This is a genomic window from Erythrobacter sp. S227 (assembly GCF_057364925.1).
In genome coordinates this window covers 270,818-291,799 of sequence record NZ_CP200280.1, presented here as the reverse complement: position 1 = coordinate 291,799, position 20,982 = coordinate 270,818, and the positions used below count along the sequence as shown (strand labels likewise).

Genomic DNA, 20,982 nt, shown 5'->3' with positions numbered 1-20,982 from the left:
TGAGCAACACCATGAAACACACGCTGATCAATAACAGCAACCGCCGCCAGTTCCTTGCCGCCACCAGCAGCGCATTCGCAGCGCTTGTGGCAAGCGGATGTTCGACCAAAGGCGCAAGCCTTGCATCTGCAAGCAGCGCTTCTGCGACAGGCTTCACCGACTATGGCCCGCTGATAACGGACCCGAATGGTATGCTCGATCTGCCCGAAGGGTTTTCCTACCGCGTGCTGTCCAGCCTCGGCGATGCGATGAGCGATGGCGGGACCGTGCCGGACAAAGCCGATGGCATGGGCTGTCTCGACATCGGAAATGGTGAGATCGTCCTGGTGCGCAACCATGAATTGATCCCCAGCGATGATGCAGGCGGGCCAATCGCCAAGGGTTTTGGCACGCGCAATGGTGAGATTGTCCCGGGCGGCACGACCAATATTGTGCTTGACGCCAAGACGCTTGAAGTAAAACGCCAGTTCCGCACGCTTGGCGGGACAATCCGCAACTGTTCGGGCGGTGTTACCCCTTGGGGCAGCTGGCTGACCTGTGAAGAAGCGCCAACGGGTCCTGGACAACGCTATGGTGATGGCCTTGCCGTCAATCACGGCTGGACATTCGAGATACCCGGCAATGCGACCGGCCTTGTCGATCCCGTTCCCCTTCGCGCGATGGGCCGCTTCAACCACGAGGCTGCCTGTGTCGATCCGGAAACGGGCTATGTCTACCAGACCGAAGATATGAACGATTCGGTCTTCTACCGCTTCATTCCAAACGTGCCCGGCAAGCTTTCCGAAGGCGGCAAGTTGCAGGCCATGGTGATTGAAAACGGCCCTGCGGATACGCGCAATTGGGATGCGGCGACAATGCCACTGGGCACCAGCTTTGCCGTAAGCTGGATTGATCTTGATGACGTAGAAGCGCCCAAGAACGACCTGCGCACACGCGCAGCAGCGAGAGGCGCGGCGGTGATCGCACGCGGCGAAGGCCTGCACATGGGCGATGGCGAACTATACCTTTGCTCGACCAGCGGCGGCGCCAAGAAACTTGGCCAGATCTTCCGCTTTGTGCCCGGCCGCGGGAAAACCGCTGACCGGATTGAGCTCTTCTTCGAAAGCGAGAGCAAAGAGCAGTTCGATTACGGCGACAATCTGTGTGTCGGGCCCAATGGCCACCTAGTCGTGTGCGAGGACCAATACACCGACGTGGTCGACAACCACCTTCGCGGGATTACGCCCGATGGCCGCGCCTACAAGCTGGCACGCCTCACCATGCAAACAGAGCCCGCAGGGCCCTGTTTCTCTCCTGATGGTAAGACCTTGTTTGTAAACGCCTATGCGCCCACGCGCACAGTGGCGATTACGGGGCCTTGGATAGACGCTTAAGCGCGGCCTCCCAAAAGCGCCTCTTACATAGAGGCGTCCTTGCTGGCCTCTTACATAGAGGCTCTAATCATCGCCTCAAAGTCCTCAGTTGACGCGCGGCGCGGGTTGCCGCGTGCGGCAAGGTCTTTGAGCGAATATTCAACCATTTCTCCAATGTCGTCTTCGACGATGCCCATCTCGGCAAGGCCGCTCGGGATACCGATTTGCGCATTAAGGTCCGCAATAGCCTGAGCAATATCTGCGCCTGGCTCCAGCCCCATGGCTTGGCGAAGGCGCACATATTTCGCCTCGCATTCGCTTTCATTAAAGCGCAGCACTTCGGGCAGGAACACCGCATTCAGCGTACCATGATGCGGGTTGAGGCGACGGATACGGCCTGCCGCATGGCTCATCGCGTGAACCGCGCCCAGCCCTTTGACAAACGCAAACGCGCCCTCGGTTGAGCACATCATCATATGCCAGCGCGCATCGCGGTCCGAGCCGTCTTTAACAGCGCGCGGCAGGTATTGCATTCCGCGCCACAATCCATCCAGAGCCACCCCTTCGGCAGGCGGATTGACGTTTGGCGTCAGGAACGCCTCGATACAGTGGGTGATTGCATCCATGCCGGTCGCCGCCGTCATCATGGCGGGCAGGCCCATGGTAAGCTCAGGGTCGCAAATCGCGGCTTTGGGGATGAAATGCGGGCTGGCAAAAGTCATCTTGCGCCCGTCTTCAAGGATAATCACAAAGCCAACCGATACCTCGCTGCCGGTGCCAGAGGTCGTTGGCACAGCGATCAGCGGCGTCATGCCCTTGATGTGCTTGGCGCCCCCTTGGAGCGGGTCATATTGCTCAAGCGGGCCACCAGATGCTGCAAGCAGGCCAACCGCTTTGCCCAAATCCATCGAAGAACCGCCACCCAGCGCAATAATCCCGTCGCAGCCTTCCGCCTCAAACAAGGCCAGCGCTTTCTTCACCGCTTCTTCGGTGGGGTTGCCGGGGGTTTCGTCAAAAACAACCGCATCGACGCCCATCGCCGCTTTGACCGTGTCGACAATCCCAACCTGCACAAGCCCCGCGTCAGTCGCGATAAACGGCTTGGTGATGCCAGCGTTGGCCATTTCCTTGGGCAGCAGCTCGAGCGCGCCAAAGCCGAATTGGGTGGTGGTCAAATATGTGAGCGTTGTGAGCGCCATGAGTAATCCCTCTCTTCTCTTTGGCGAGATGTTTGAGGGTTCCGCTGCGCCTTGGCAACCGGGTTTTTGTGTTTTGGGGGAAGCGGATTGCAACTCGCGTGGTTTGCCCTTAGCACCACATCCAAGCAACTTTGTTCCCAAACGAGGAAACTTCATGAAAGCCACCAAACTTCTTTCAGCGGCGCTGCTTTTAAGCAGCACTCTTGCAGCTCCAGCTGTCGCCAAAGAGGGCATGTTCACGCCTGAACAACTGCCTGATATTGCTGAACAGCTTAAAGAAGCAGGCCTCGAGCTTGACCCGGCTGACCTCACCGATCTCACCGGATTTCCCATGGGTGCGGTGGTTTCGCTTGGCGGATGCTCGGCAAGCTTTGTTTCGCCAGAGGGGCTTGTCGTCACCAACCACCACTGCGCACGTGGCTCTGTTCAATTCAACTCGACGGCTGAAAACAACTATCTCGAAAACGGCTTTCTTGCAGGCACCAAAGTCGATGAGCTTCCCGCAGCGCCCGGCAGCCGGATTTATGTCACCACAGAGCTGACCGATGTGACCGACCGCGTGCGCGAAGGCACGCTGGAGATGGGCGCGACCGAGCGTTACGAAGCGATTGACCAGCGCCGCAAGGACATCACTGCAGAATGCGAAGCCGAGCCCGGTTTCCGCTGCCTTGTCGCAAGCTTTTACGGCGGGGCGCAATACACCCTCATCAAACGCCTCGAAGTGCGCGATGTGCGCCTTGTTTACGCGCCCGCTGATTCCATCGGCAAATATGGCGGCGACATCGACAATTGGCAGTGGCCACGCCACACCGGCGACTTCGCGTTCTACCGCGCTTATGTTGCACCAGACGGCTCGGCCGCTGACTTTGATGAAGCCAACGTCCCCTATGCGCCAGAACACCACCTTAAGGTAAACGCTGCCGGTCTTGATGATGGCGATTTTGTGATGGTTGCGGGCTATCCCGGCTCCACCAATCGCTACACTTTGCTTGCCGAGGTCGAGAACACATTTGGCTGGACCTACCCGACGTTCCAGACGCTTTTGACACAGTGGATCGAGACGATCGAAGAGGCAGCACCAGACGGTTCCGATGCGCGTGTCAAATATGAGAGCCGCCTTGCCGGCCTCAATAACTTCGAAAAGAACCTGCGCGGCCAGATCGACGGCGCGCGCCGTGTTGGTCTGGTGGAGCGCCGGGCTACACGCGAAGCCGCCTTGGCTGAGTGGATCGCAGCCGATGAAGCGCGCGCAGAATACGCTCCTGCGATTGCGGCCCTGACGGAGCTTAGCCAGGAAAGCGCCACCGCTGCACGCACCAATTTCTGGTACAATAACGCAACGCGCCCTGCCCTTCTGGGCGCGGCACAACGCCTCTATCGCCTGTCGAAAGAGCGCGAGCTTCCCAATGCCCAGCGCGAATCCGGTTATCAGGAACGCGACATGACCTTCTTTCGTCAGGGACTTCAGGCGCTCGACCGGCGGTATGATGCCGAAGTCGACATGGCGGAATGGGTGCTGTTCCTTACAGGCTACATTGGCCAACCCGCCGAAGAACGCGTTGCAGTGTTTGACGAGGCGCTGGGCCTAACCGCGGAAACCACCGCCGACGATCTGCCTGCAATCCTCAGCGGCTTTTATGACGGCACCACTCTTGGCGACAGCGAGACGCGCCTTGCGATGATGGACGCCGATGCCGCCACGATCGAGGCAAGCGAAGACCCCTTCGTAAAGCTCGCGGTTGCCCTTTATGAGTATGAGCGCAGTCTTGAGGATGAAGCCGAAGAACGTGCCGGACGCGCGCTTGCGCTTCGCCCTCAATACATGGAGGCAATCACCGCGTGGCAACGTGAGGAAGGCGCACTGCCTTACCCTGATGCTAACTCCACGCTGCGCATCACCTTTGGCAATGTCATGGGCGGATCGCCCTTTGACGGTATGGCCTACCTGCCCTTCACCACTCTGGAAGGGATCAAGCAAAAGGACACCGGCGAAGAGCCATTCAATTCGCCGCAAAGCCAATTGGATCTGATCGCAGCCAAGGATTACGGTTCATACGCGCTCGATTCCATCGGATCGGTTCCTGTGAACTTCATGTCTGATCTGGACGTGACCGGCGGGAACAGCGGCTCGGCGACCCTTAACGCGCAAGGAGAGCTTGTGGGCCTGTTGTTCGATGGCACATTTGAAAGCGTCAATTCCGACTGGGACTTTGACCCGCGCACCACGCGTTCGATTCATGTCGATTCGCGCTATATGCTGTGGGTGATGGAGAAGGTCGATGGCGCCCAGAACCTGATCGATGAAATGGATGTGGTGCGTTAAAAAGCGCCCGTTCCATAAAAACCATCGAAACTGGTCTTGACCGGAGCGCGGCTTCGCCTTAGTGGGCGCGCTCCGATCAGCAAAAAGCTGGTTTTTGGAAACACTGGTTGGGGCGATTAGCTCAGTTGGTAGAGCATCTCGTTTACACCGAGAGGGTCGGCAGTTCGAGCCTGTCATCGCCCACCAGTCTCCGCAAAGTCGCCGTCTCACCCCATACGGGGTAGATGCGGGCAAACCCTTCAACAACATTGCACAAATTCGCACTTGGCGCGGGCTTAGTCATGCGTCATGCCGGGAGCCATGGACAGCTATTCCATTGCTATCGCCGGATGCGGGCCTGCGGGTCTTGCTGCTTCCATTTTGCTGGATGCACAAGGTCACGATGTCACCATCTACGACCAGTTTGATGAACCGGGCCCGGTCGGCTCTGGCCTGATGATCCAGCCAAGCGGCCTGTCGGTTCTGGACCAATTGGGCTTGGCCAAGGAAACTCTCAAGCGCGGTGCGCGGGTGGACGGGCTTTTAGGGCTCGAAGAACACGGCAAGGCGGTGCTTGATGCGCCCTACTCCAAGCTCGGCGTTGCCGGTGCCTTTGGCATTGGCATCCACAGGTCCAGCCTGTTTGGCATTCTCTACGAAGAAGCGCTCGCCAAGGGCATAAGGATCGAAACCGGCCACGCTGTTACCGGCAGCACGCTTACGAAAGAAGGTCGCGCCCTTACCTTTGATACGCGCGAGCCAACGAAGCCACACGACCTGATCGTTGATGCAAGCGGCAGGCAAAGCGTGTTTGACACAAGCCCTCCGGGTCACTTGGAATTTGGCGCAATCTGGGCAAGCCTTCCGACATCAAGCGATGATCCTTTTGCAGGAAACCTGCTCGAACAACGCTATCGCCGCGCGGCGCAAATGGTGGGCGTCCTTCCCATCGGCACCCGCAAAGGGGCATCTCAGGAAGAGGTCGCATTCTTCTGGTCGCTCAAACGCTCGGACTTTGCCGCTTGGCAGAATGCGCCTTTGGATGATTGGAAAGAGGATGTGCACAACCTCTGGCCAGAGGCAGAAGTACTGCTCGACCGGATCACGGCGCGCGATCAACTGACCTTCGCCAGCTATTCGCACCGGACCCAAAATCCGCCCACAAGGGAGCGGATGATTGCCATCGGTGACGCATGGCATTCGGCCAGCCCGCAATTGGGACAAGGCGCGAATATGGCGCTTCTGGATGCCTGGGGATTGGCGCGCGGGTTCGAGCATGGCCTCACGCTTTCGGAAAAACTGCGCCACGCGGTATCATGGCGGCATGACCATGTGTGGCTCTACCAATGGGTGACGAAGCTGTTCACCCCGCTCTATCAATCGGACACAAGCTGGCACCCGATGCTGCGCGACCGGTTGATGGCGCCCTTGTCGCAAATCTGGCCGATCTCAAAAATTCAGGCGCAATTGATGAGCGGGCTCTTTGGCTTCCCCCTCGCCCCGCTTGGCCTCAGCATACCCGACTATGAAGCGCTTTCATCTGAGCCAGAGTCGAGGGCCTCGCGCACCTGAGCAATCGCTTCCTCGCTGTCCCATTCATAGCCGCCGGCAACCCGCAAAAGCTCTTTGCCCTCAGCATCGAACAGGACCGTCACAGGCAGCAACCCGCCATCGCTAAACGCCACAGCCAGATCGTTTTGCGGGTCAAGCCATTGTTCCAGATAGCGAAAATCACGCTGAGCGAAGAATGGCACTACGACTTCTGCGCCGCGATTGTCCTGGCTGATGGTCAGCACTTTGACCTCGCCCTCCATCTCGGCGGCCAGCTGATCAAGCGCAGGCATCTCCACCACGCACGGCACGCACCACGTCGCCCACAGGTTTACCAGCACCGGCGTATCCAGTTCGCCAAGATTGATCGTGTTGCCTTCGGGATCGCTGAATTCAAGCGCGGGAAGCTCGGTCCCGGCAAAGGCGCGCACAATCTGACCCGGCAATTGGGGCGGAGGCGGCGGAGCGGCGTTTTCACCTGAAGAAGCAGCGCTTTCTTGCGCAGGCGTCTCTGCCCCACTATCGCAAGATGCCAGAGCCACGGCAGCCAAACCAATAAGAGCAATTGAGCGGATCATGAGCGTTTCCAATAATAGCACCCAATCCAATACCATGTGGGGCGGGCGGTTCGCTGATGGACCTAGCGCGATTATGCGCGAAATCAATGCCTCGATCCCCTTCGACAAGGCTCTGTGGCGTCAGGATATCGCCGCATCAAAGGCCCATGTCGCGATGCTGGCGGCTCAGAAAATCGTGACCGATGAAGACGCCCGGACCATTTCAGAGGGGCTCGACCAGGTCGCTGGCGAATATGAAACCAACGGGGTTCCAGAAGACTGGGACCTTGAAGACATTCATATGACAACCGAAAGCAGGCTCGCCGAAATTGTCGGACCAGCAGCGGGGCGTCTGCACACCGCGCGTAGCCGCAATGACCAGGTTGCGACCGATTTCAAGCTGTGGGTGCGTGATGCGATTGACCGCGCGGATGATGGGCTCAAAGCTCTGCAAATTGCGCTGGTGACGCGAGCGGACGAGAATGCAGCGTCCATCATGCCGGGCTTTACGCACCTTCAAACCGCCCAGCCCGTGACGCTGGGCCATCACCTTATGGCCTATTACGAAATGATCGCGCGCGACCGCGACCGCTTCGCCGATGCGCGGCGGCGCTTGGCGCTGTGTCCCTTGGGGAGCGCGGCTTTGGCAGGGACAGGCTTTCCTATCGACCGCGATATGACGGCCAAGGCTCTGGGCTTTGACGGGCCCACCCACAACAGCCTTGATGCTGTATCGGATCGCGACTTTGCGCTCGATTATCTGATGGCGGCAAGCCAATGCTCGCTGCACCTGTCGCGTTTGGCCGAGGAGCTCATCATCTGGGCGAGCCAGCCCTATGGCTTTGTGCGGATGCCCGATACGCTCTCGACCGGCAGCTCGATCATGCCACAAAAGAAGAACCCGGACGCCGCAGAACTGGTGCGGGGGCACGCGGGGCGGATTTTGGGCTGTGTCACATCGCTGATGATTTCGATGAAGGGTCTGCCGCTCGCCTATTCCAAGGATATGCAAAACGACAAGCCGCCCGTTTTCGAAGCCGCTGGCCTGCTTGACCTGTGTATCGCGGCGATGACCGGCATGGTGGCCGACAGCACGTTCAACACAGACCGCATGCGCGAAGCAGCGGAGCTTGGTTACGCCACTGCGACCGATCTTGCCGATTGGTTGGTGGTGCAAGCGGACATCCCTTTTCGCGAGGCGCACCATATCACCGGCGCGGCTGTCAAACTGGCCGAGACGCGCGGGGTTGCCTTGGACGCCCTGCCGCTGGCCGATCTCAAGGCGATTGATGAACGGATCGAAGAAAGCGTGTTTGCCGCCCTTTCCGTCGATGCTTCGGTGGCTGCGCGATCAAGCTATGGCGGAACCGCGCCGAACCAAGTACGTTCACAGGTGAAGCGGGCTCGAAAAGAGCTCGGAATGGAGGGCTGATGGCCAATCTACTCAAACCGGTTTTGATCGTTAGCCTCGCAGGTGCAATCGCCGCTTGCGGTGCGCGCGCGCCGTTGGAACCGCTTGCCAGCAATGAGCTGCCGCCTGTCCCCTATGGAGAAGCCGAGGAGCCCGATGCAGAGCAATTGCTCCAGCTTCCTACCCTCGCCGCGCCAGAACGCAGCGTGGAGCTGCGCCGCCGTTCGGAAGAACGCGAAGACGACCCCTTCGACCTTCCCCCTGATTGAGAACTCTCTGATCTGATGGACCATTTTGCGATTAAAAACGGCGTCATGCACGCCGAAGACGTACCCCTGCCGCGTATTGCGGAAGAAGTGGGGACACCTGTCTATGTCTATTCCAGAGCCACGCTGGAGCGGCACGCCCGCGTCTTTCGCGAGGCCTTGGACGATGTGCCGGACAAGCTGATCGCCTTTGCGGTGAAGGCTAATCCCAACCTTTCAGTCCTCAAAGTGTTGCAGCGTCAGGGATATGGCGCGGATGTTGTATCGGTCGGCGAAATGCGCCGCGCTTTGGCCGCTGGCATGGCCCCTGAAAACGTCGTGTTCTCCGGCGTTGGGAAAACCCGCGCAGAACTGATCGCCGCGCTTGAAGCGGGCATCGGTCAGTTTAACATCGAGAGCGAAGAAGAAGGCGTCGAGCTTGCCGAAGTCGCCCGCGAGTTGGGGATGGAGGCGCGCTGTACGCTGCGGATCAACCCAGACGTGGATGCGGGCACACATGATAAAATCTCCACCGGTAAAGCCGACAACAAATTCGGCGTTCCCATAAGCGAGGCAGGGCAGATTTTCGGCAAACTAGCCGGCGAGCAGGGCGTCAATTTGCGCGGTGTCGCCGTTCACATCGGCAGCCAGCTTGCCGATCTTGCTCCGCTTGAAAACGCTTTTTCCAAGCTTGGCGAACTGGTCGCGGCTCTTCGCGGAGCGGGCCATACGATCACTCACGTGGATTTGGGCGGCGGACTTGGCGTGCCTTACAAACAAGGCGAGGAACTCCCCAGCCCAGCTGAATATGGCAAGATGGTTGCGAGGCTGACCAAGGATTGGGGCGTAAAGCTCATTTTCGAACCGGGCCGTGTGATCGCTGGCAATGCAGGCGTGCTGCTTACCCGCGTGGTCAGGGTCAAGCGCGGGATCAAAGACCCGTTCGTGATCGTCGATGCCGCTATGAACGACCTTGCGCGCCCTGCCCTTTACGGCGCTTACCATGACTTCACCGCAGTGGAGCCATCGGGCGCAGATATGACCGCCAATATCGTTGGACCCATCTGCGAAACCGGCGATACCTTTGCAATGGGCCGGCTTTGCGACAAGCTCGTGGCGGGCGATCTGGCCGTGTTCCGAACCGCGGGCGCTTACGGTGCGACGATGGCCTCGTCCTACAACTCGCGCGGCTTTGTTGCGGAAGTTCTGGTCGACGGGGACAAGTTTGCGGTTGTGGCCGACCGCATCGATGCAAGCTCGATCATGGACGCAGAGCGCGTTCCTGAATGGCTCGCCTAGAACGCCGACAATGAGCGAGCTTGCCAGCCTTCCCCTGTTCCACAACATCAAAGGCCAGAGTATCTTGGTGCTGGGCGATGGGGAAGCAGCGGAGCCCAAGCGGCGGCTGGTCGAGCGAGCAGGCGGGATCATCGAAGACGACCAGCAACGCGCCATTGATGAAGGCGTGCGAATTGCCTTTGTCGCCTATGACGATGCAAAGGCGTGCGAAGTGGCCGCGATCAATCTTCGCTGTGCTGGCATGATCGTCAACGTCGTGGACCGTCCGGACCTTTGCGATTTTACCACGCCGAGTATCCTTGATCGCAATCCGGTATTGATCGCGGTGGGTACTGGCGGGGCGTCCGCCGGGCTCGCGAAACATGTGCGCTTGAGGCTTGAGCGGATTTTACCGCAGAGCCTTGGTGAATTGGCCCTCAGGCTGTTCGCCGCTCGCCCCTCCTTGCGCAAAACCTATCCCGAAGGCGCCGCACGACGCCGCGCCCTCGATGAAGCTTTACGCGAAGGCGGGGCCCTGGACGCGCTTAACGCCGGTTCCGCTGCACGGGTCGAGGATTGGGCGCGCGGCGAAGCAAAAGCGTTTGGCGCTCAAAGCGAGGCATTCACTCTTGCCAGCGATAACCCCGAGGACTTGACCGTCAAACAGGCACGGTTGCTGGGGGAAGCCGACACAGTGTGCGCCGATCCGCAGATCTCATCGCAAATCCTTGCGCGGGCAAGAGCGGACGCCGTTCGCATCACCTGCAACAAAGGCCCCGAATGCCGCGGGGATCGTTGCCCGTTTGCTAATAAAACCGGCCTCACGGTCGTTCTTCGCAGCAGCTAATTCAAGGCAAGCCGGTAAACCCGGGTTGGTGCGAGCCCCCGGTTGGGGATGAGAGGGCTCGCACCTGTTCGAATAGCGGGGTGGTGGACCTATCGCGGCTCAAGCAGTTTGCAGACCGGGCGATCCAACTTCCGCAAAATAGCGCGCCATGGCTTGGCGGGATTGATCGGACAGACCGATAAAGGCGCGGCGTTTGTCATTGGGGTCTGCGACACGTTGGAACACGCCGCAATCGACCAATTGCTTGATCCAGCGAAGCGCGGTTGTCGCAGGGACCATCGCCGCAATGCACAGGCTGGTCACCGACACACGCTGGTTCTCGCCATCGGCCGCCGTCAAATCGAGCATCATATCCCACGCAGGATCGGCAAACAGTTCACCTTCGAAAAACTTTGCCCGCGCCTGACGCCTCGCGATCAAAGCGCGCACCACCTCGGGGTCAGGCAAGCACGGGGATCCTGTATCTGGCCTTGAGTTAAGCAGCGGATTGGCCTCTGGCCCGCGAAAATCCTGCTTGAAATCAGACAGCCTGGCGCTGGACGCTTGCTGTGACTGGCCATGCGGGCCCGAGAGTTTATCGAGCTCCAGCGCAATCGCATCCACCTGGCGCGAGAGATAGAGCAGGCTCAAACGGTCTTCCTCGGTCATTTCGCGGACGCGGGCATTGCCGATCTGGGAGAGCGTGCGGCCAACGGCGACGAGGCGCTCTGCACGGCTGGGCCCGACAAGGATTTGCGGCTCTGATTGATCAAGCGCGCTGAACACACTGTCGAGCGCCTCAAGCGAGGTTGTCACAATCAGATGCGCCCCTGCACTCGCCACGCGCATATCAAGCCGGACAAGCGCCGCGAGAGTGGCAGCGCCCACTTGCGGGCAATCCACCATGACCACATCGCCCAGAAGGGTGATGGGACCATCGAGCAAATCGGACAGTTTTCCGCCTTCAACAGTCCGGAACCCCGCGCCAGACAAATCTTCTTCAATCTCGCTGCGCATGCGTGCCCGGTCGGCATAAATCGCGACCCTTGCAGGTAGTCCCGAAGCATCATGCCCGATAGCATCTTCGCGGGTATCATAAGAAAAGTCTTCGATCGCGGTGTCTGTATTGAGCATCGACTCGCCCTCTTGTTGGAATAGAACAAGATTAGAACAAATAGAGATCAAGTCAAGATTATTACCTCTGCAGTGATTTTTTCAGGTAGAATTTGAACCATCTGCACCCTTGGGACGACTACATAATTGATGACCAAGTCCACGCCTGCAATCGGCAATCGCCACAAGGCTTCGCAGCCAAATTCTGCGGCGCTGTATGACGAATTGCTTGTGACCATGGCGCAAAAGGGTGACCGGCGCGCCGCCGACAGACTTTATCAGAGGTGGAATGCGCGTCTGGCGCGCGCTGCGCGGCGTTACGGGATGGAAGAAGAGGCAGCGCTCGACCTTGCGCAGGAATGCTGGTTGGCGATCTTCAAGGGTCTCGCACGCCTGCGTGATCCTTCGAGGTTTCGGTCCTACGCCTTTGCAGTCCTGCATCGGCGCGGATCAGATCATATCCGCAAATCCCTGCGCGAGCGAGATGCGATGACTGAAATCCAACCGGAAACGAATGCGGCGCACGAAACCGTTACCGAGCGAGCAGCGATTAACCAGGCCTTTGCAAGCCTTTCGCCCGACCAACGCCTGGCTGCGCATTTGCACTTTGTCGAAGGGCTAACCCTCGCAGAGATCGCGCAGGTGCAGCAGATTCCGGAAGGCACCGCGAAAAGCCGAATATTCCATGCCCGCTGCAAGTTGAAAGCGGCGCTTACACCATTTCAAGAAGGAGACAGATTATGACCAGCCCGGATGAAAGGATCACAGCGGCCCTCGATCAGGACGATCACGCGTTCCTCGCAAGCCTCGAGGAGAATCGCGGAATGTTCCAGCAGATCGGCGATTCGATGCACGGCCCGCTTGCGTGGTGGGCGCGATTTGCATTCGTGATTGCAATCGCGATTGGCATCGGGCTCGCCTATTGCTTTTACCGCGCCGTTACTGCCGACACGACAGATGCCATTCTGGGATGGGGGCTGACCACGATCGGGCTGTTGATCATGCAAGGCTTCCTCAAAGAATGGATGTTTGCGCGCATGACTATGCTGACTTTGCTTGGCGAGATAAAACGGCTGCAAGTTCAGGTCGCCCTGCTTGGCGAGGAGCGCGGCTAGTGCGTCTTGGTTAGGGCCGGATTTCGATGGGTGTGCCGTCGGGCACGATCCGCCACAGCTCTTCGATCTCTTCGTTGGAGAGCGCGATGCACCCGTCGGTCCAGTCACCGCGCATGCGGCCCGATAGAAGGCCGTTGGGCTGTCCATGGATAAAGATATCACCGCCCGGTGACCGGCCATATTGCGAGGCAAAGGCGCGGTCATTGGAGTTGGGATAGGAGATGCGCAAAGACAGGTGATAGCTGCTTTGCGGATTGCGCCAGTCGATCCGATAGACGCCTTCCGGAGTGCGCTCATCCCCTTGGAAGCGTTTGTGCCCACGGGGTGCATCGCCAAACTGAAGGCCGCGGTACGCACGGATAGGCTTACCGTTCTCGTAAGCGACCAGAAGCCGTTCTGACTTATCGACGATCAGGTAGTCGGCAATCGGGCCAAAACGCGATTGGTTGCGTCTCTCGATAGAACGGGTCGCGTTCCCACGGGTGGCGGTGGATGCTTCGGATGCAGGGCCCCGTGCAGCAGAACCAAGATCGCCAGACGGAGCCTGTCCCGCGCATGAGGCGAGCAAAAATGTCAGCGCAAGGGCAATGAAGCGAAGCATGCCCCAAGGTTTAACCCGACTGCGCCTCGCCCGCAATTGGGGCTGTTATCGCATGTCCCAGCTAAGGACTCTTTTAGAAAAGTGGCCCGATAGAAAGAATGCCCGGTATTAGTCGACGAACGGATCGCGCATAAGGATCGTATCGTCGCGCTCCGGACTGGTCGAGACCAGCGCCACAGGGCATTCAATGAGCTCTTGAACGCGCTGAATATATTTGATCGCATTGGCAGGAAGATCGGCGTAGCTGCGCGCGCCGACGGTGCTTTCGGACCAGCCTTCCATCTCTTCATAGATCGGCTCAACCGCAGCCTGTTCGGCGGCGTGGCTGGGTAAATAGTCATAGACATTGCCATGCAAGCGATAGCCGGTGCAGATTTTGACCGTTTCCAGCCCGTCGAGAACGTCGATCTTGGTTAGCGCAATGCCGGTGACGCCAGAAACCGAGCAGGTTTGCCGCACCAGTACCGCATCGAACCAGCCAACACGGCGTTGACGTCCGGTAACGGTGCCAAACTCATGGCCGCGCTCACCGATGCCTTGTCCGATTTCGTCATCAAGCTCGGTCGGGAACGGGCCGCTGCCAACGCGGGTGGTGTAGGCCTTTACAATCCCCAGCACGAAACCGGTTGAATTGGGGCCAAGCCCGCTTCCGCTGGCGGCTGTACCGCTTACCGTGTTGGAACTGGTGACGAACGGATAGGTGCCGTGATCGACATCAAGCAGAACGCCTTGCGCGCCCTCGAACAGGATTTTCGCGCCCGCCTTGCGCACTTTCTTCAAGCGCTTCCAGACAGGCTGCGCAAACCGGAGCACGAAATCGGCAACATCGCGCAATTCTTCAAGGAGTGCCTCACGGTCCACTGGCGGCTGGTCAAAGCCTGCGCGCAGCGCGTCGTGGTGGGCGCACAGACGGTCCAATTGAGGCTCCAGACTGTCGAGATGGGCAAGGTCACAGACCCGGATTGCTCGGCGGCCGACCTTGTCTTCGTAAGCGGGGCCGATCCCGCGTCCGGTGGTGCCGATCTTGCCTTTGCCCGCAGCGCCTTCACGAAGTGCATCCAGATCACGGTGCAGCGGCAGGATCAGCGGGCAATTGTCTGCAACCGCCAGATTATCGGCGGTAATTTCGACGCCCTGACTTTCAAGCTTGGCGATCTCATCGCGCAAGGCCCAAGGGTCGAGGACCACGCCGTTGCCGATCATGCTCATCGTGCCAGACACAATGCCTGATGGCAGGAGAGAGAGCTTATAGACCTCGCCATCAATCACGAGAGTGTGGCCCGCGTTATGGCCGCCCTGAAAACGGACAACGGCATCGGCGCGCGACGCCAGCCAATCGACGATCTTGCCTTTGCCTTCATCGCCCCATTGGGCGCCAATCACGGTGACGTTGGCCATGCTGTTTCAAGCTTTCTATGTCGGAAAAACGAGTCTGTTGTGCGCGCGCGGGCCTAAGCGCTCACGCGCTCAAGGGCAAGCGGGCAATGAACGCATTAAACGCCTTTATTCGAACATCACCGTGCCCGTTTCGCAGACGTTGACCTGCCCCACCTCGATCTCGCGATCGCTCTCGGTGACAGCGCGGAAATCGAAAATACAGGCCGCAGAGCCGTCCGTGACTTCGACATTCCATTGCTGGCCTCTGGCAAGCGAGGTTTCGGCAAGCTTGTCTACGCCCCAGCCGAGCGTCGCGGAATTGGACCAGTACATGCTGACCAGCGCCTCGCCCGTGTTGTTGTAGAGCGCAACCTTGCGATTAAGCGCTTCTGCAGAGCCGGGGAGCCCTTTGCGAAAACCGATGGCTGGCCCAGGGCGCGCAATCGCCGATGATGGACGGGTTGGCCCAGCGATAAATGGTCCGTCCTGCTTGCGCGGATCGGCAGTTGCACCGTCTTTACCGAAGGCAACCGTCAGCGTGTTTCCGGTGTCGCCAAGGTTGCTGACGCTGATCTGGTAATCCTTGCAGGTCCCTTGCGGATCGATGGTGAATTCGGTCGTATCGGTCAGGCCGTAGTCCGAATGCACGGAACTGCCCGTGCCATCGGTCACGTCGAAATCAAGGTCAGTGTCGCCGCCGCCACGCGCGCTGATCTTGGTCTTGCCGCAGATTTGCAGCCCAACCTTTGTCGAAGTGTTGCCGCGGATCAGATAGTCGCCCTCGCCGATTTCGCCGACACGGGTTGCAGGATCGATCAGAGCCACATCGAAAGCGTTGTCTGTCTCACCAAGGTTGCTGACCGCGAGGTTATAAGTCTCGCACTGCGGAGGCCCTTCAAGGGTCTTGAAAGTCACATCGGTCAGATCAAGGTCAGAGTGGATTTCATCGCCGTCACTATCGGAGAGGACGAAATCGAGGTCGGTTGCCCCGCTCCCGCGCACCTCAAGCCGGCGTGTGCCGCATACTGACAGGTCAAGGAGCAGCCGCGTGTTCGCGCTCGCCGTATATTCGCCGGGCCCGCTGCCCTCTGCCTCGACCGTGCGCAGATCGCCGCCGCTTTCCGAGCCATCGGTCGCAGTGGTTGCGGCAAGAGTGGTGGTAGGCGCGGTCCCCGAGAATTCTGACTGGTCATAACCTTCTGGCTCAACCACGAGCATCATCGCATTGTAGACAGCGCCAAGATTAGTGACCTCAAGCTCAAAGGTTTCGCAATCTGAAAGCAGTCCGGCAAGCTGTGCGCTGGTTTCGTCAGTCGTACCGTCATCTTCATGCACAATGCCGCCATCAGAATTGCGGATAATAAAATCGAGGTCGGTGTCGCCATCGCCGCGCGCGCTGACCCGGGCAGAGGTGCCGCAGGCTTTGAAGCTGTGCGTCTCGGTGCTTTCGCCTTGAACGAGGAACTTCTTCACTCTCGTGGAGCCTTCGACAACCGGCGTCAGCACAACGGTCAGATCGTTCTTCTCTTCACCAAGGTTCGAGACATAAAGGTTGAACTGGGCGCAGCCTTCGCTCTCGTTTTCGAGGACAAGGCTGATGTAATCGTCGATCCCGGTATCTGACAAAAGCGTATCGCCGTCCGGTCCGGCAACCTCAAAATCGAGATCGGTACCGGTATCGCCGCGAACCGCAAGCTGGCTTTCAGCAGAGCACACATCAAGATTGATCTGAAGACGCTGCGATGGCTCAACCGAATATTCATCAACTGCGGCAAATGCAGGGTTGGCGGCGGCCGCAAAGCAACCGGTACAAGCCAAGAGAGTTGCTCGAAGAGAGATCATAGACGCCGCCTTGCACGCATAAATGTTGTCATTGGCATGAGCGTATAGGCTTTTCAGCCTGAATAACAGCTTGATCCCGGCTTAAGCACTCGAAATTTCCGGCGAGGCCAAACGACACATTGAAAAACGCGACACAGCGTTAACACCTGATACAAATTGCGACCCACATTTGCTCGGAAAACGGGTAAGAGCATCGCTTGCAGTGTGCAGCACAGCGAAAAGTCAGAGCCAAAAAGCCAGTTGTGACAAACGCCACATTGAGGAGCCCCTATGCCGGAATTTTTGACTTCGAGAGGACTAGGTCTTCTGGGCCGCGGTTTCAGTGCAGCACTGATTGCAGGTTTGATAGCGACCCCGATTTTCGCCCAGCAGCAAGAGCGGATGCCACGTGAATGCCGTCAGGAGATCCGCGAACTTTGCGGCAATGATCGGAGCAAAATCCGCCAATGCCTCCAAGAACGATTTGGAGAGCTTTCGGAAAGCTGCGCTGACACAATTCGCGAGCGGGTGTCCAAGCGTCGCCAAGATCAGGGCCAAAATCAGGGTAACAATCAAGCAAACACCGAGAACGCGCAGCGCGGGCAAGACGCGTATCGCAACGCGAGGCTCGCTGCTGGTTCGGTTGTCTATGGCCAGAGCCAGCGCCAGCAGGTCGACCTTTACGCGCCCCGAGACGCGATCAATGAACGACCCGCAATCGTGTTCATCCACGGGGGCGGCTGGTCGATGGGAGACAGGAGAAACCTCCAGTCACAGCCTTCCCACTTCACCGATGCAGGCTACATTTTCGCCTCTGCCGGATACAGGCTTGTACCAAACGTCTCTGTCGAGGATCAGGCCAAAGACATCGGCGCTGCGGTTCAGGCATTGGTGGGGCAAGCCAGTACCATTGGCGTTGACCCATCCCGCATTGTCCTGATGGGGCATAGCGCAGGGGCTCACCTTGCCGCTTTGGTCGCGTCAGACCCGCAATATGCAGGCGATGCGTTTGGCTCGATCAAGGGCGTGATCCTGCTTGATGGCGCTGGCTATGACGTTGCCGCAAACATGGAGGCGGCCAGCCCAAGAGCCTGGCAGCTGTACTTCGCCGCCTTTGGAAATGACGCGGAAAGGCACGCGGCTCTGTCCCCCATCACCCATGTTGGCGGAGAAGATGCGCCGCATTGGCTCGCGCTTTACGCTGAAGAGCGGGAAATTGCCCGCTCACAATCACAAAATCTTGTTAAAGCCCTGACCCAGGCAGGTTCATCGGCAAACGCTGTAGCGATTGCGAACACCGATCACCGGCGCATGAAGCGTGATATCGGGGCGCCGCCGGGAACCGCCCAAACCGAGATGATAGACGAGTTCCTGAAAACCGCGTTGGAATAAACTTAAAGCGGTGTCGGCTCACCAGATTTAAGGAGGTGGCTACACCCAAGAGCGGCCGGATCATCGCTATCGCTAAGCTGGGCCTTTGTACGCCACCCTTGCGCGCGCAGGCCCTCTGCGGCCTTGGTGTCATAGCCAAAGGGCAAGAATACCACCCGCACTGGCTCAGGCTGAGGCGCGATTTGTGCCAGAGCGTTGAGATAAAGCGTAAAGCCGGTCGCCGCTTCGTCAGTTCCGCCGATTTTATAGGTCCCGCCCCGGCCAATCGCGCCGTGAAGACCCTCGGCATAGAGGGTGAACCCGAACCAGCTTTGATATTCGAACCCGTGCCGCTCTGTCGGGTCGAGCGTAACGCGGGCGCTGTCGCCGATACGCGCAGCAATCGCGGCAAGGCCGTCAAGCCGGGTCGTCAATGCGCCCTCGCCGTCGAACTCGCGCAATTGCGATAGAGCTTTGTCGATGGGGCCCGTTGCGTAAAGGAGCGGGAGAAACGCCTCACCACCAGCCGCTTTCAATCCGCCGGCATCCTTTGTGTCGAGCTCGCGCCGGATGGCATCTGTGGTCTCTTCATCAACCGTTCCATCACCTCGAAGCAAGGTCTGGACCAGATCGGGCATGGTGAAATCAACCGAAATGCCGGTGACCCCCGCCGCTTCAAGCGCCGCAATCGCGGTCAGCACGCTTTCCGCAGCGGCCTCGACCGTATCTGCGCCGATCAATTCGGCGCCCAATTGCAAACGCTCGCGTGCCGGGTTCAACTGATTTGCCTTGATGAGTGCCGTGTCTCCGCAATAGGCAAGGCGAAGCGGGCGGGCTGAATCCTTCATGCTGGTGGCAGCGATACGCCCGATTTGCGGGGTGATGTCGCTACGAAGCGCAAGGGTGCGCAGGCTCACCGGATCAATCATCCGAAACATGCCCCGCGTGCGAACACCCTCCATCCGGCTCGCCAAAGAGCTTTCAAATTCCAGCAAAGGCGGGCGCACACGATCATAACCGTGAGAATCGAGAGCATCCAGGCAAGCACGCATGGCGGTGGTGATCCGCGCAGCGCTTTGGGGCAAGCGATCTTCGAGGCCTTCGGGCAGGAGGTCGGTGTTTTTAGTCATAGCGTTGCGCGAGCTAGGGCAAGTTTCGAATGCAGGCAATGCCCACCCCGCTGCAACTGGAAAGCAAGCTTCCAAGTTTCGCTCCCCACCCACATGCGGGAGGGGTTGGGGGTGGGCCTAGCGCAAGTTCAGAAAGACAGGCCCTTCACCAGTTTCACGCCTTCAAGGCCTTCGGCTTCTGCAACAACCTCTGGTGCAAGCGCCTCGTCAAGGCTGAGCAGCAGCACGGCCTCACCGCCTGCATCGCGGCGACCAAGGTTGAAGGTACCGATGTTGATGCCATGGCTGCCCAAAAGCGTACCGATGCGGCCGATAAAGCCCGGCTTATCGTCATTGACGATGTAAAGCATGTGGCCCTTCAATTCCGCTTCGATCCCGATGCCGAAGATTTCAACCAGTCGCGGTGCTTCATTGCCGAACAGCGTGCCAGCAACCGAGCGTGTGCCCTGATCGGTTTCGACCGAGACGCGGATCAGCGTGTTGAACGCGCCGTCGCGGTTCTGGCGGATTTCGGAGACTTCAAGGCCGCGTTCCTTGGCAAGGTATGGCGCGTTGACCATGTTCACCGTGTCGGAATACCGGCGCATAAAGCCTGCGAGCACAGCGCCCGTGATGGGCTTACCATTGAGTTCAGCCGCTGCGCCTTCGCGCTCGATGCTGATCTTGGTGAGATTGCCGCGCGCCAGTTGACCAACCAGTGAGCCCAGACCCTCTGCCAAAGCCATGTAAGGCTTGAGCTTGGGCGCTTCTTCGGCGCTGAGGCTCGGCATGTTGAGGGCGTTGGTGACGCCGCCATTGACGAGGTAGTCGCTGAGTTGCTCGGCCACTTGCAACGCCACATTGACCTGCGCCTCGGTGGTGCTGGCGCCCAAGTGCGGGGTACAGATGAAGTTTGGCGCGCCGAACAGCGGGTTTTCCTTTGCCGGTTCTTCCGCAAACACATCCAGCGCAGCGCCGGCCACATGGCCGCTTTCGAGGCAGTCTTTGAGCGCTGCCTCGTCGATCAAGCCGCCGCGTGCACAGTTGATGATGCGAATGCCCGGACGCGCGCCTTCGAGGCGTTCCCGGCTCAGGATATTGCGGGTCTCATCGGTCAGCGGCGTGTGCAGCGACACGAAGTCGGCACGTTGCAGCAGCGTATCGAGATCGACCTTTTCGATGCCCAGTTCCACTGCGCGGTCTTCGGTGAGGAAGGGATCGTAGGCGATCACTTTCATCTTGAGACCTTGCGCGCGGCTCGCAGCGATCGAGCCGATGTTGCCTGCGCCGATCAGACCAAAAGTCTTGCCGGTGACTTCGACGCCCATGAAGTCCTTCTTGGGCCAGGTGCCGGCCTGTGTGCCGATGTTTGCTGCCGGAATTTGGCGAGCCAGCGCCATCATCATCGCAATCGCATGCTCGGCGGTGGTGATCGAGTTACCAAAAGGCGTGTTCATCACCACGACGCCTTTGCCAGACGCATAGGGAATATCGACATTGTCGACCCCGATACCAGCGCGGCCAATCACTTTGAGATTGGTGGCCGCATCAAGGATTTCCCTGGTCACGGTGGTTGAAGACCGGATCGCAAGGCCGTGATATTCGCCGATGCGCGCCTTCAGCTCCTCTGGTGTTTCACCAGTGATTACATCGACTTCGCAGCCGCGCTCTTCGAAAATGCGGGCCGCATTGGGGTCCATCTTGTCGGAAATAAGTACTTTGGGTTTGGTCATGATAACCTCATCGCTCCAGCG

The 20,982-nt window shown here is 59.0% G+C and carries 18 protein-coding genes and 1 tRNA gene; 11 read left to right on the top strand and 8 right to left on the bottom strand.

The window, feature by feature from the left end; genetic code table 11:
• The first annotated feature begins 11 nt into the window (after positions 1 to 11).
• Positions 12 to 1,373, top strand: a complete 1,362-nt coding sequence (locus tag AC0V6Q_RS01280) for an alkaline phosphatase PhoX (RefSeq protein WP_486166635.1) — start codon at positions 12 to 14, stop codon at positions 1,371 to 1,373.
• 50 nt (positions 1,374 to 1,423) lie between these two features.
• Here the strand turns inward: AC0V6Q_RS01280 and AC0V6Q_RS01275 are convergent, their stop codons facing one another.
• Positions 1,424 to 2,551, bottom strand: a complete 1,128-nt coding sequence (locus AC0V6Q_RS01275; protein WP_486166634.1) for an iron-containing alcohol dehydrogenase — start codon at positions 2,549 to 2,551, stop codon at positions 1,424 to 1,426.
• A 154-nt stretch (positions 2,552 to 2,705) separates the two neighbouring features.
• On the opposite strand from AC0V6Q_RS01275, the gene AC0V6Q_RS01270 reads away from it, so the two are divergent.
• The 3 genes from AC0V6Q_RS01270 to AC0V6Q_RS01260 all read left to right on the top strand — a co-directional run bounded on the left by AC0V6Q_RS01270 (position 2,706) and on the right by AC0V6Q_RS01260 (position 6,425).
• A complete protein-coding gene (locus tag AC0V6Q_RS01270) occupies positions 2,706 to 4,874 on the top strand; it encodes a S46 family peptidase (protein WP_486166633.1) in 2,169 nt (722 codons plus the stop codon).
• A 110-nt stretch (positions 4,875 to 4,984) separates the two neighbouring features.
• Positions 4,985 to 5,060 (top strand) — tRNA-Val (locus AC0V6Q_RS01265).
• 114 nt (positions 5,061 to 5,174) lie between these two features.
• The gene (locus tag AC0V6Q_RS01260) at positions 5,175 to 6,425 is read left to right on the top strand and encodes an FAD-dependent oxidoreductase (RefSeq protein WP_486166632.1); all 1,251 of its coding nucleotides are present in this window, start codon (positions 5,175 to 5,177) and stop codon (positions 6,423 to 6,425) included.
• Here the strand turns inward: AC0V6Q_RS01260 and AC0V6Q_RS01255 are convergent.
• Positions 6,377 to 6,982: a TlpA family protein disulfide reductase gene (locus tag AC0V6Q_RS01255; RefSeq protein WP_486166631.1), complete on the bottom strand. Its 606-nt coding sequence runs from the start codon at positions 6,980 to 6,982 to the stop codon at positions 6,377 to 6,379. The two genes, AC0V6Q_RS01260 and AC0V6Q_RS01255, sit on opposite strands and share 49 nt — an antisense overlap.
• A 34-nt stretch (positions 6,983 to 7,016) precedes the next feature.
• Here AC0V6Q_RS01255 and argH point away from each other — a divergent pair, with 34 nt between their 5' ends.
• From argH to AC0V6Q_RS01235, 4 genes are read left to right on the top strand one after another with little or no spacing between them, the layout of a single operon-like run.
• Complete coding sequence (gene argH, locus AC0V6Q_RS01250; protein WP_486169217.1) at positions 7,017 to 8,393, top strand: argininosuccinate lyase; 1,377 nt, start codon at positions 7,017 to 7,019, stop codon at positions 8,391 to 8,393.
• Positions 8,393 to 8,641: a hypothetical protein gene (locus AC0V6Q_RS01245; RefSeq protein ID WP_486166630.1), complete on the top strand. Its 249-nt coding sequence runs from the start codon at positions 8,393 to 8,395 to the stop codon at positions 8,639 to 8,641. Before argH ends, AC0V6Q_RS01245 begins: the two co-directional genes overlap by 1 nt.
• 15 nt (positions 8,642 to 8,656) lie before the next feature.
• Entirely contained in the window at positions 8,657 to 9,916 is a 1,260-nt protein-coding gene (lysA, locus tag AC0V6Q_RS01240) for a diaminopimelate decarboxylase (protein ID WP_486166629.1), read from the top strand.
• 10 nt (positions 9,917 to 9,926) lie between these two features.
• Positions 9,927 to 10,742, top strand: a complete 816-nt coding sequence (locus AC0V6Q_RS01235) for a precorrin-2 dehydrogenase/sirohydrochlorin ferrochelatase family protein (protein ID WP_486166628.1) — start codon at positions 9,927 to 9,929, stop codon at positions 10,740 to 10,742.
• 99 nt (positions 10,743 to 10,841) lie between these two features.
• Here AC0V6Q_RS01235 and AC0V6Q_RS01230 read toward each other — a convergent pair whose 3' ends face one another.
• Complete coding sequence (locus AC0V6Q_RS01230; RefSeq protein WP_486166627.1) at positions 10,842 to 11,855, bottom strand: MarR family transcriptional regulator; 1,014 nt, start codon at positions 11,853 to 11,855, stop codon at positions 10,842 to 10,844.
• Between the two features lie 129 nt (positions 11,856 to 11,984).
• Here AC0V6Q_RS01230 and AC0V6Q_RS01225 point away from each other — a divergent pair, with 129 nt between their 5' ends.
• Positions 11,985 to 12,578 carry an RNA polymerase sigma factor gene (locus AC0V6Q_RS01225; protein ID WP_486166626.1) on the top strand — a complete coding sequence of 198 codons (594 nt, stop codon included), beginning with the start codon at positions 11,985 to 11,987 and terminating at the stop codon, positions 12,576 to 12,578.
• On the top strand, positions 12,575 to 12,949 hold the full coding sequence (locus tag AC0V6Q_RS01220; RefSeq protein ID WP_486166625.1) for a DUF6768 family protein: 375 nt from the start codon (positions 12,575 to 12,577) through the stop codon (positions 12,947 to 12,949). Before AC0V6Q_RS01225 ends, AC0V6Q_RS01220 begins: the two co-directional genes overlap by 4 nt.
• Positions 12,950 to 12,959: 10 nt before the next feature.
• Here AC0V6Q_RS01220 and AC0V6Q_RS01215 read toward each other — a convergent pair whose 3' ends face one another.
• The 3 genes from AC0V6Q_RS01215 to AC0V6Q_RS01205 form a co-directional block, all read right to left on the bottom strand.
• On the bottom strand, positions 12,960 to 13,550 hold the full coding sequence (locus AC0V6Q_RS01215; protein WP_486166624.1) for a L,D-transpeptidase family protein: 591 nt from the start codon (positions 13,548 to 13,550) through the stop codon (positions 12,960 to 12,962).
• Positions 13,551 to 13,658: 108 nt separating this feature from the next.
• Positions 13,659 to 14,948: an adenylosuccinate synthase gene (locus AC0V6Q_RS01210; RefSeq protein ID WP_486166623.1), complete on the bottom strand. Its 1,290-nt coding sequence runs from the start codon at positions 14,946 to 14,948 to the stop codon at positions 13,659 to 13,661.
• Positions 14,949 to 15,053: 105 nt separating this feature from the next.
• A complete protein-coding gene (locus AC0V6Q_RS01205) occupies positions 15,054 to 16,769 on the bottom strand; it encodes a hypothetical protein (RefSeq protein WP_486166622.1) in 1,716 nt (571 codons plus the stop codon).
• A 270-nt stretch (positions 16,770 to 17,039) separates the two neighbouring features.
• On the opposite strand from AC0V6Q_RS01205, the gene AC0V6Q_RS01200 reads away from it, so the two are divergent.
• Positions 17,040 to 18,140: an alpha/beta hydrolase gene (locus tag AC0V6Q_RS01200; RefSeq protein WP_486166621.1), complete on the top strand. Its 1,101-nt coding sequence runs from the start codon at positions 17,040 to 17,042 to the stop codon at positions 18,138 to 18,140.
• Positions 18,141 to 18,142: 2 nt separating this feature from the next.
• Here the strand turns inward: AC0V6Q_RS01200 and AC0V6Q_RS01195 are convergent, their stop codons facing one another.
• The gene (locus AC0V6Q_RS01195; protein ID WP_486166620.1) at positions 18,143 to 19,249 is read right to left on the bottom strand and encodes an ATP phosphoribosyltransferase regulatory subunit; all 1,107 of its coding nucleotides are present in this window, start codon (positions 19,247 to 19,249) and stop codon (positions 18,143 to 18,145) included.
• A gap of 128 nt (positions 19,250 to 19,377) precedes the next feature.
• Entirely contained in the window at positions 19,378 to 20,961 is a 1,584-nt protein-coding gene (serA, locus tag AC0V6Q_RS01190; protein ID WP_486166619.1) for a phosphoglycerate dehydrogenase, read from the bottom strand.
• Positions 20,962 to 20,982 lie beyond the last annotated feature (21 nt).

Coding starts and splice junctions, on each gene's coding strand:
- AC0V6Q_RS01280 (WP_486166635.1), top strand. CDS start 12: ATGAAACACACGCTGATCAATAACAGCAACCGCCGCCAGTTCCTTGCC.
- AC0V6Q_RS01275 (WP_486166634.1), bottom strand. CDS start 2,551: ATGGCGCTCACAACGCTCACATATTTGACCACCACCCAATTCGGCTTT.
- AC0V6Q_RS01270 (WP_486166633.1), top strand. CDS start 2,706: ATGAAAGCCACCAAACTTCTTTCAGCGGCGCTGCTTTTAAGCAGCACT.
- AC0V6Q_RS01260 (WP_486166632.1), top strand. CDS start 5,175: ATGGACAGCTATTCCATTGCTATCGCCGGATGCGGGCCTGCGGGTCTT.
- AC0V6Q_RS01255 (WP_486166631.1), bottom strand. CDS start 6,982: ATGATCCGCTCAATTGCTCTTATTGGTTTGGCTGCCGTGGCTCTGGCA.
- argH (WP_486169217.1), top strand. CDS start 7,017: ATGTGGGGCGGGCGGTTCGCTGATGGACCTAGCGCGATTATGCGCGAA.
- AC0V6Q_RS01245 (WP_486166630.1), top strand. CDS start 8,393: ATGGCCAATCTACTCAAACCGGTTTTGATCGTTAGCCTCGCAGGTGCA.
- lysA (WP_486166629.1), top strand. CDS start 8,657: ATGGACCATTTTGCGATTAAAAACGGCGTCATGCACGCCGAAGACGTA.
- AC0V6Q_RS01235 (WP_486166628.1), top strand. CDS start 9,927: ATGAGCGAGCTTGCCAGCCTTCCCCTGTTCCACAACATCAAAGGCCAG.
- AC0V6Q_RS01230 (WP_486166627.1), bottom strand. CDS start 11,855: ATGCTCAATACAGACACCGCGATCGAAGACTTTTCTTATGATACCCGC.
- AC0V6Q_RS01225 (WP_486166626.1), top strand. CDS start 11,985: ATGACCAAGTCCACGCCTGCAATCGGCAATCGCCACAAGGCTTCGCAG.
- AC0V6Q_RS01220 (WP_486166625.1), top strand. CDS start 12,575: ATGACCAGCCCGGATGAAAGGATCACAGCGGCCCTCGATCAGGACGAT.
- AC0V6Q_RS01215 (WP_486166624.1), bottom strand. CDS start 13,550: ATGCTTCGCTTCATTGCCCTTGCGCTGACATTTTTGCTCGCCTCATGC.
- AC0V6Q_RS01210 (WP_486166623.1), bottom strand. CDS start 14,948: ATGGCCAACGTCACCGTGATTGGCGCCCAATGGGGCGATGAAGGCAAA.
- AC0V6Q_RS01205 (WP_486166622.1), bottom strand. CDS start 16,769: ATGATCTCTCTTCGAGCAACTCTCTTGGCTTGTACCGGTTGCTTTGCG.
- AC0V6Q_RS01200 (WP_486166621.1), top strand. CDS start 17,040: ATGCCGGAATTTTTGACTTCGAGAGGACTAGGTCTTCTGGGCCGCGGT.
- AC0V6Q_RS01195 (WP_486166620.1), bottom strand. CDS start 19,249: ATGACTAAAAACACCGACCTCCTGCCCGAAGGCCTCGAAGATCGCTTG.
- serA (WP_486166619.1), bottom strand. CDS start 20,961: ATGACCAAACCCAAAGTACTTATTTCCGACAAGATGGACCCCAATGCG.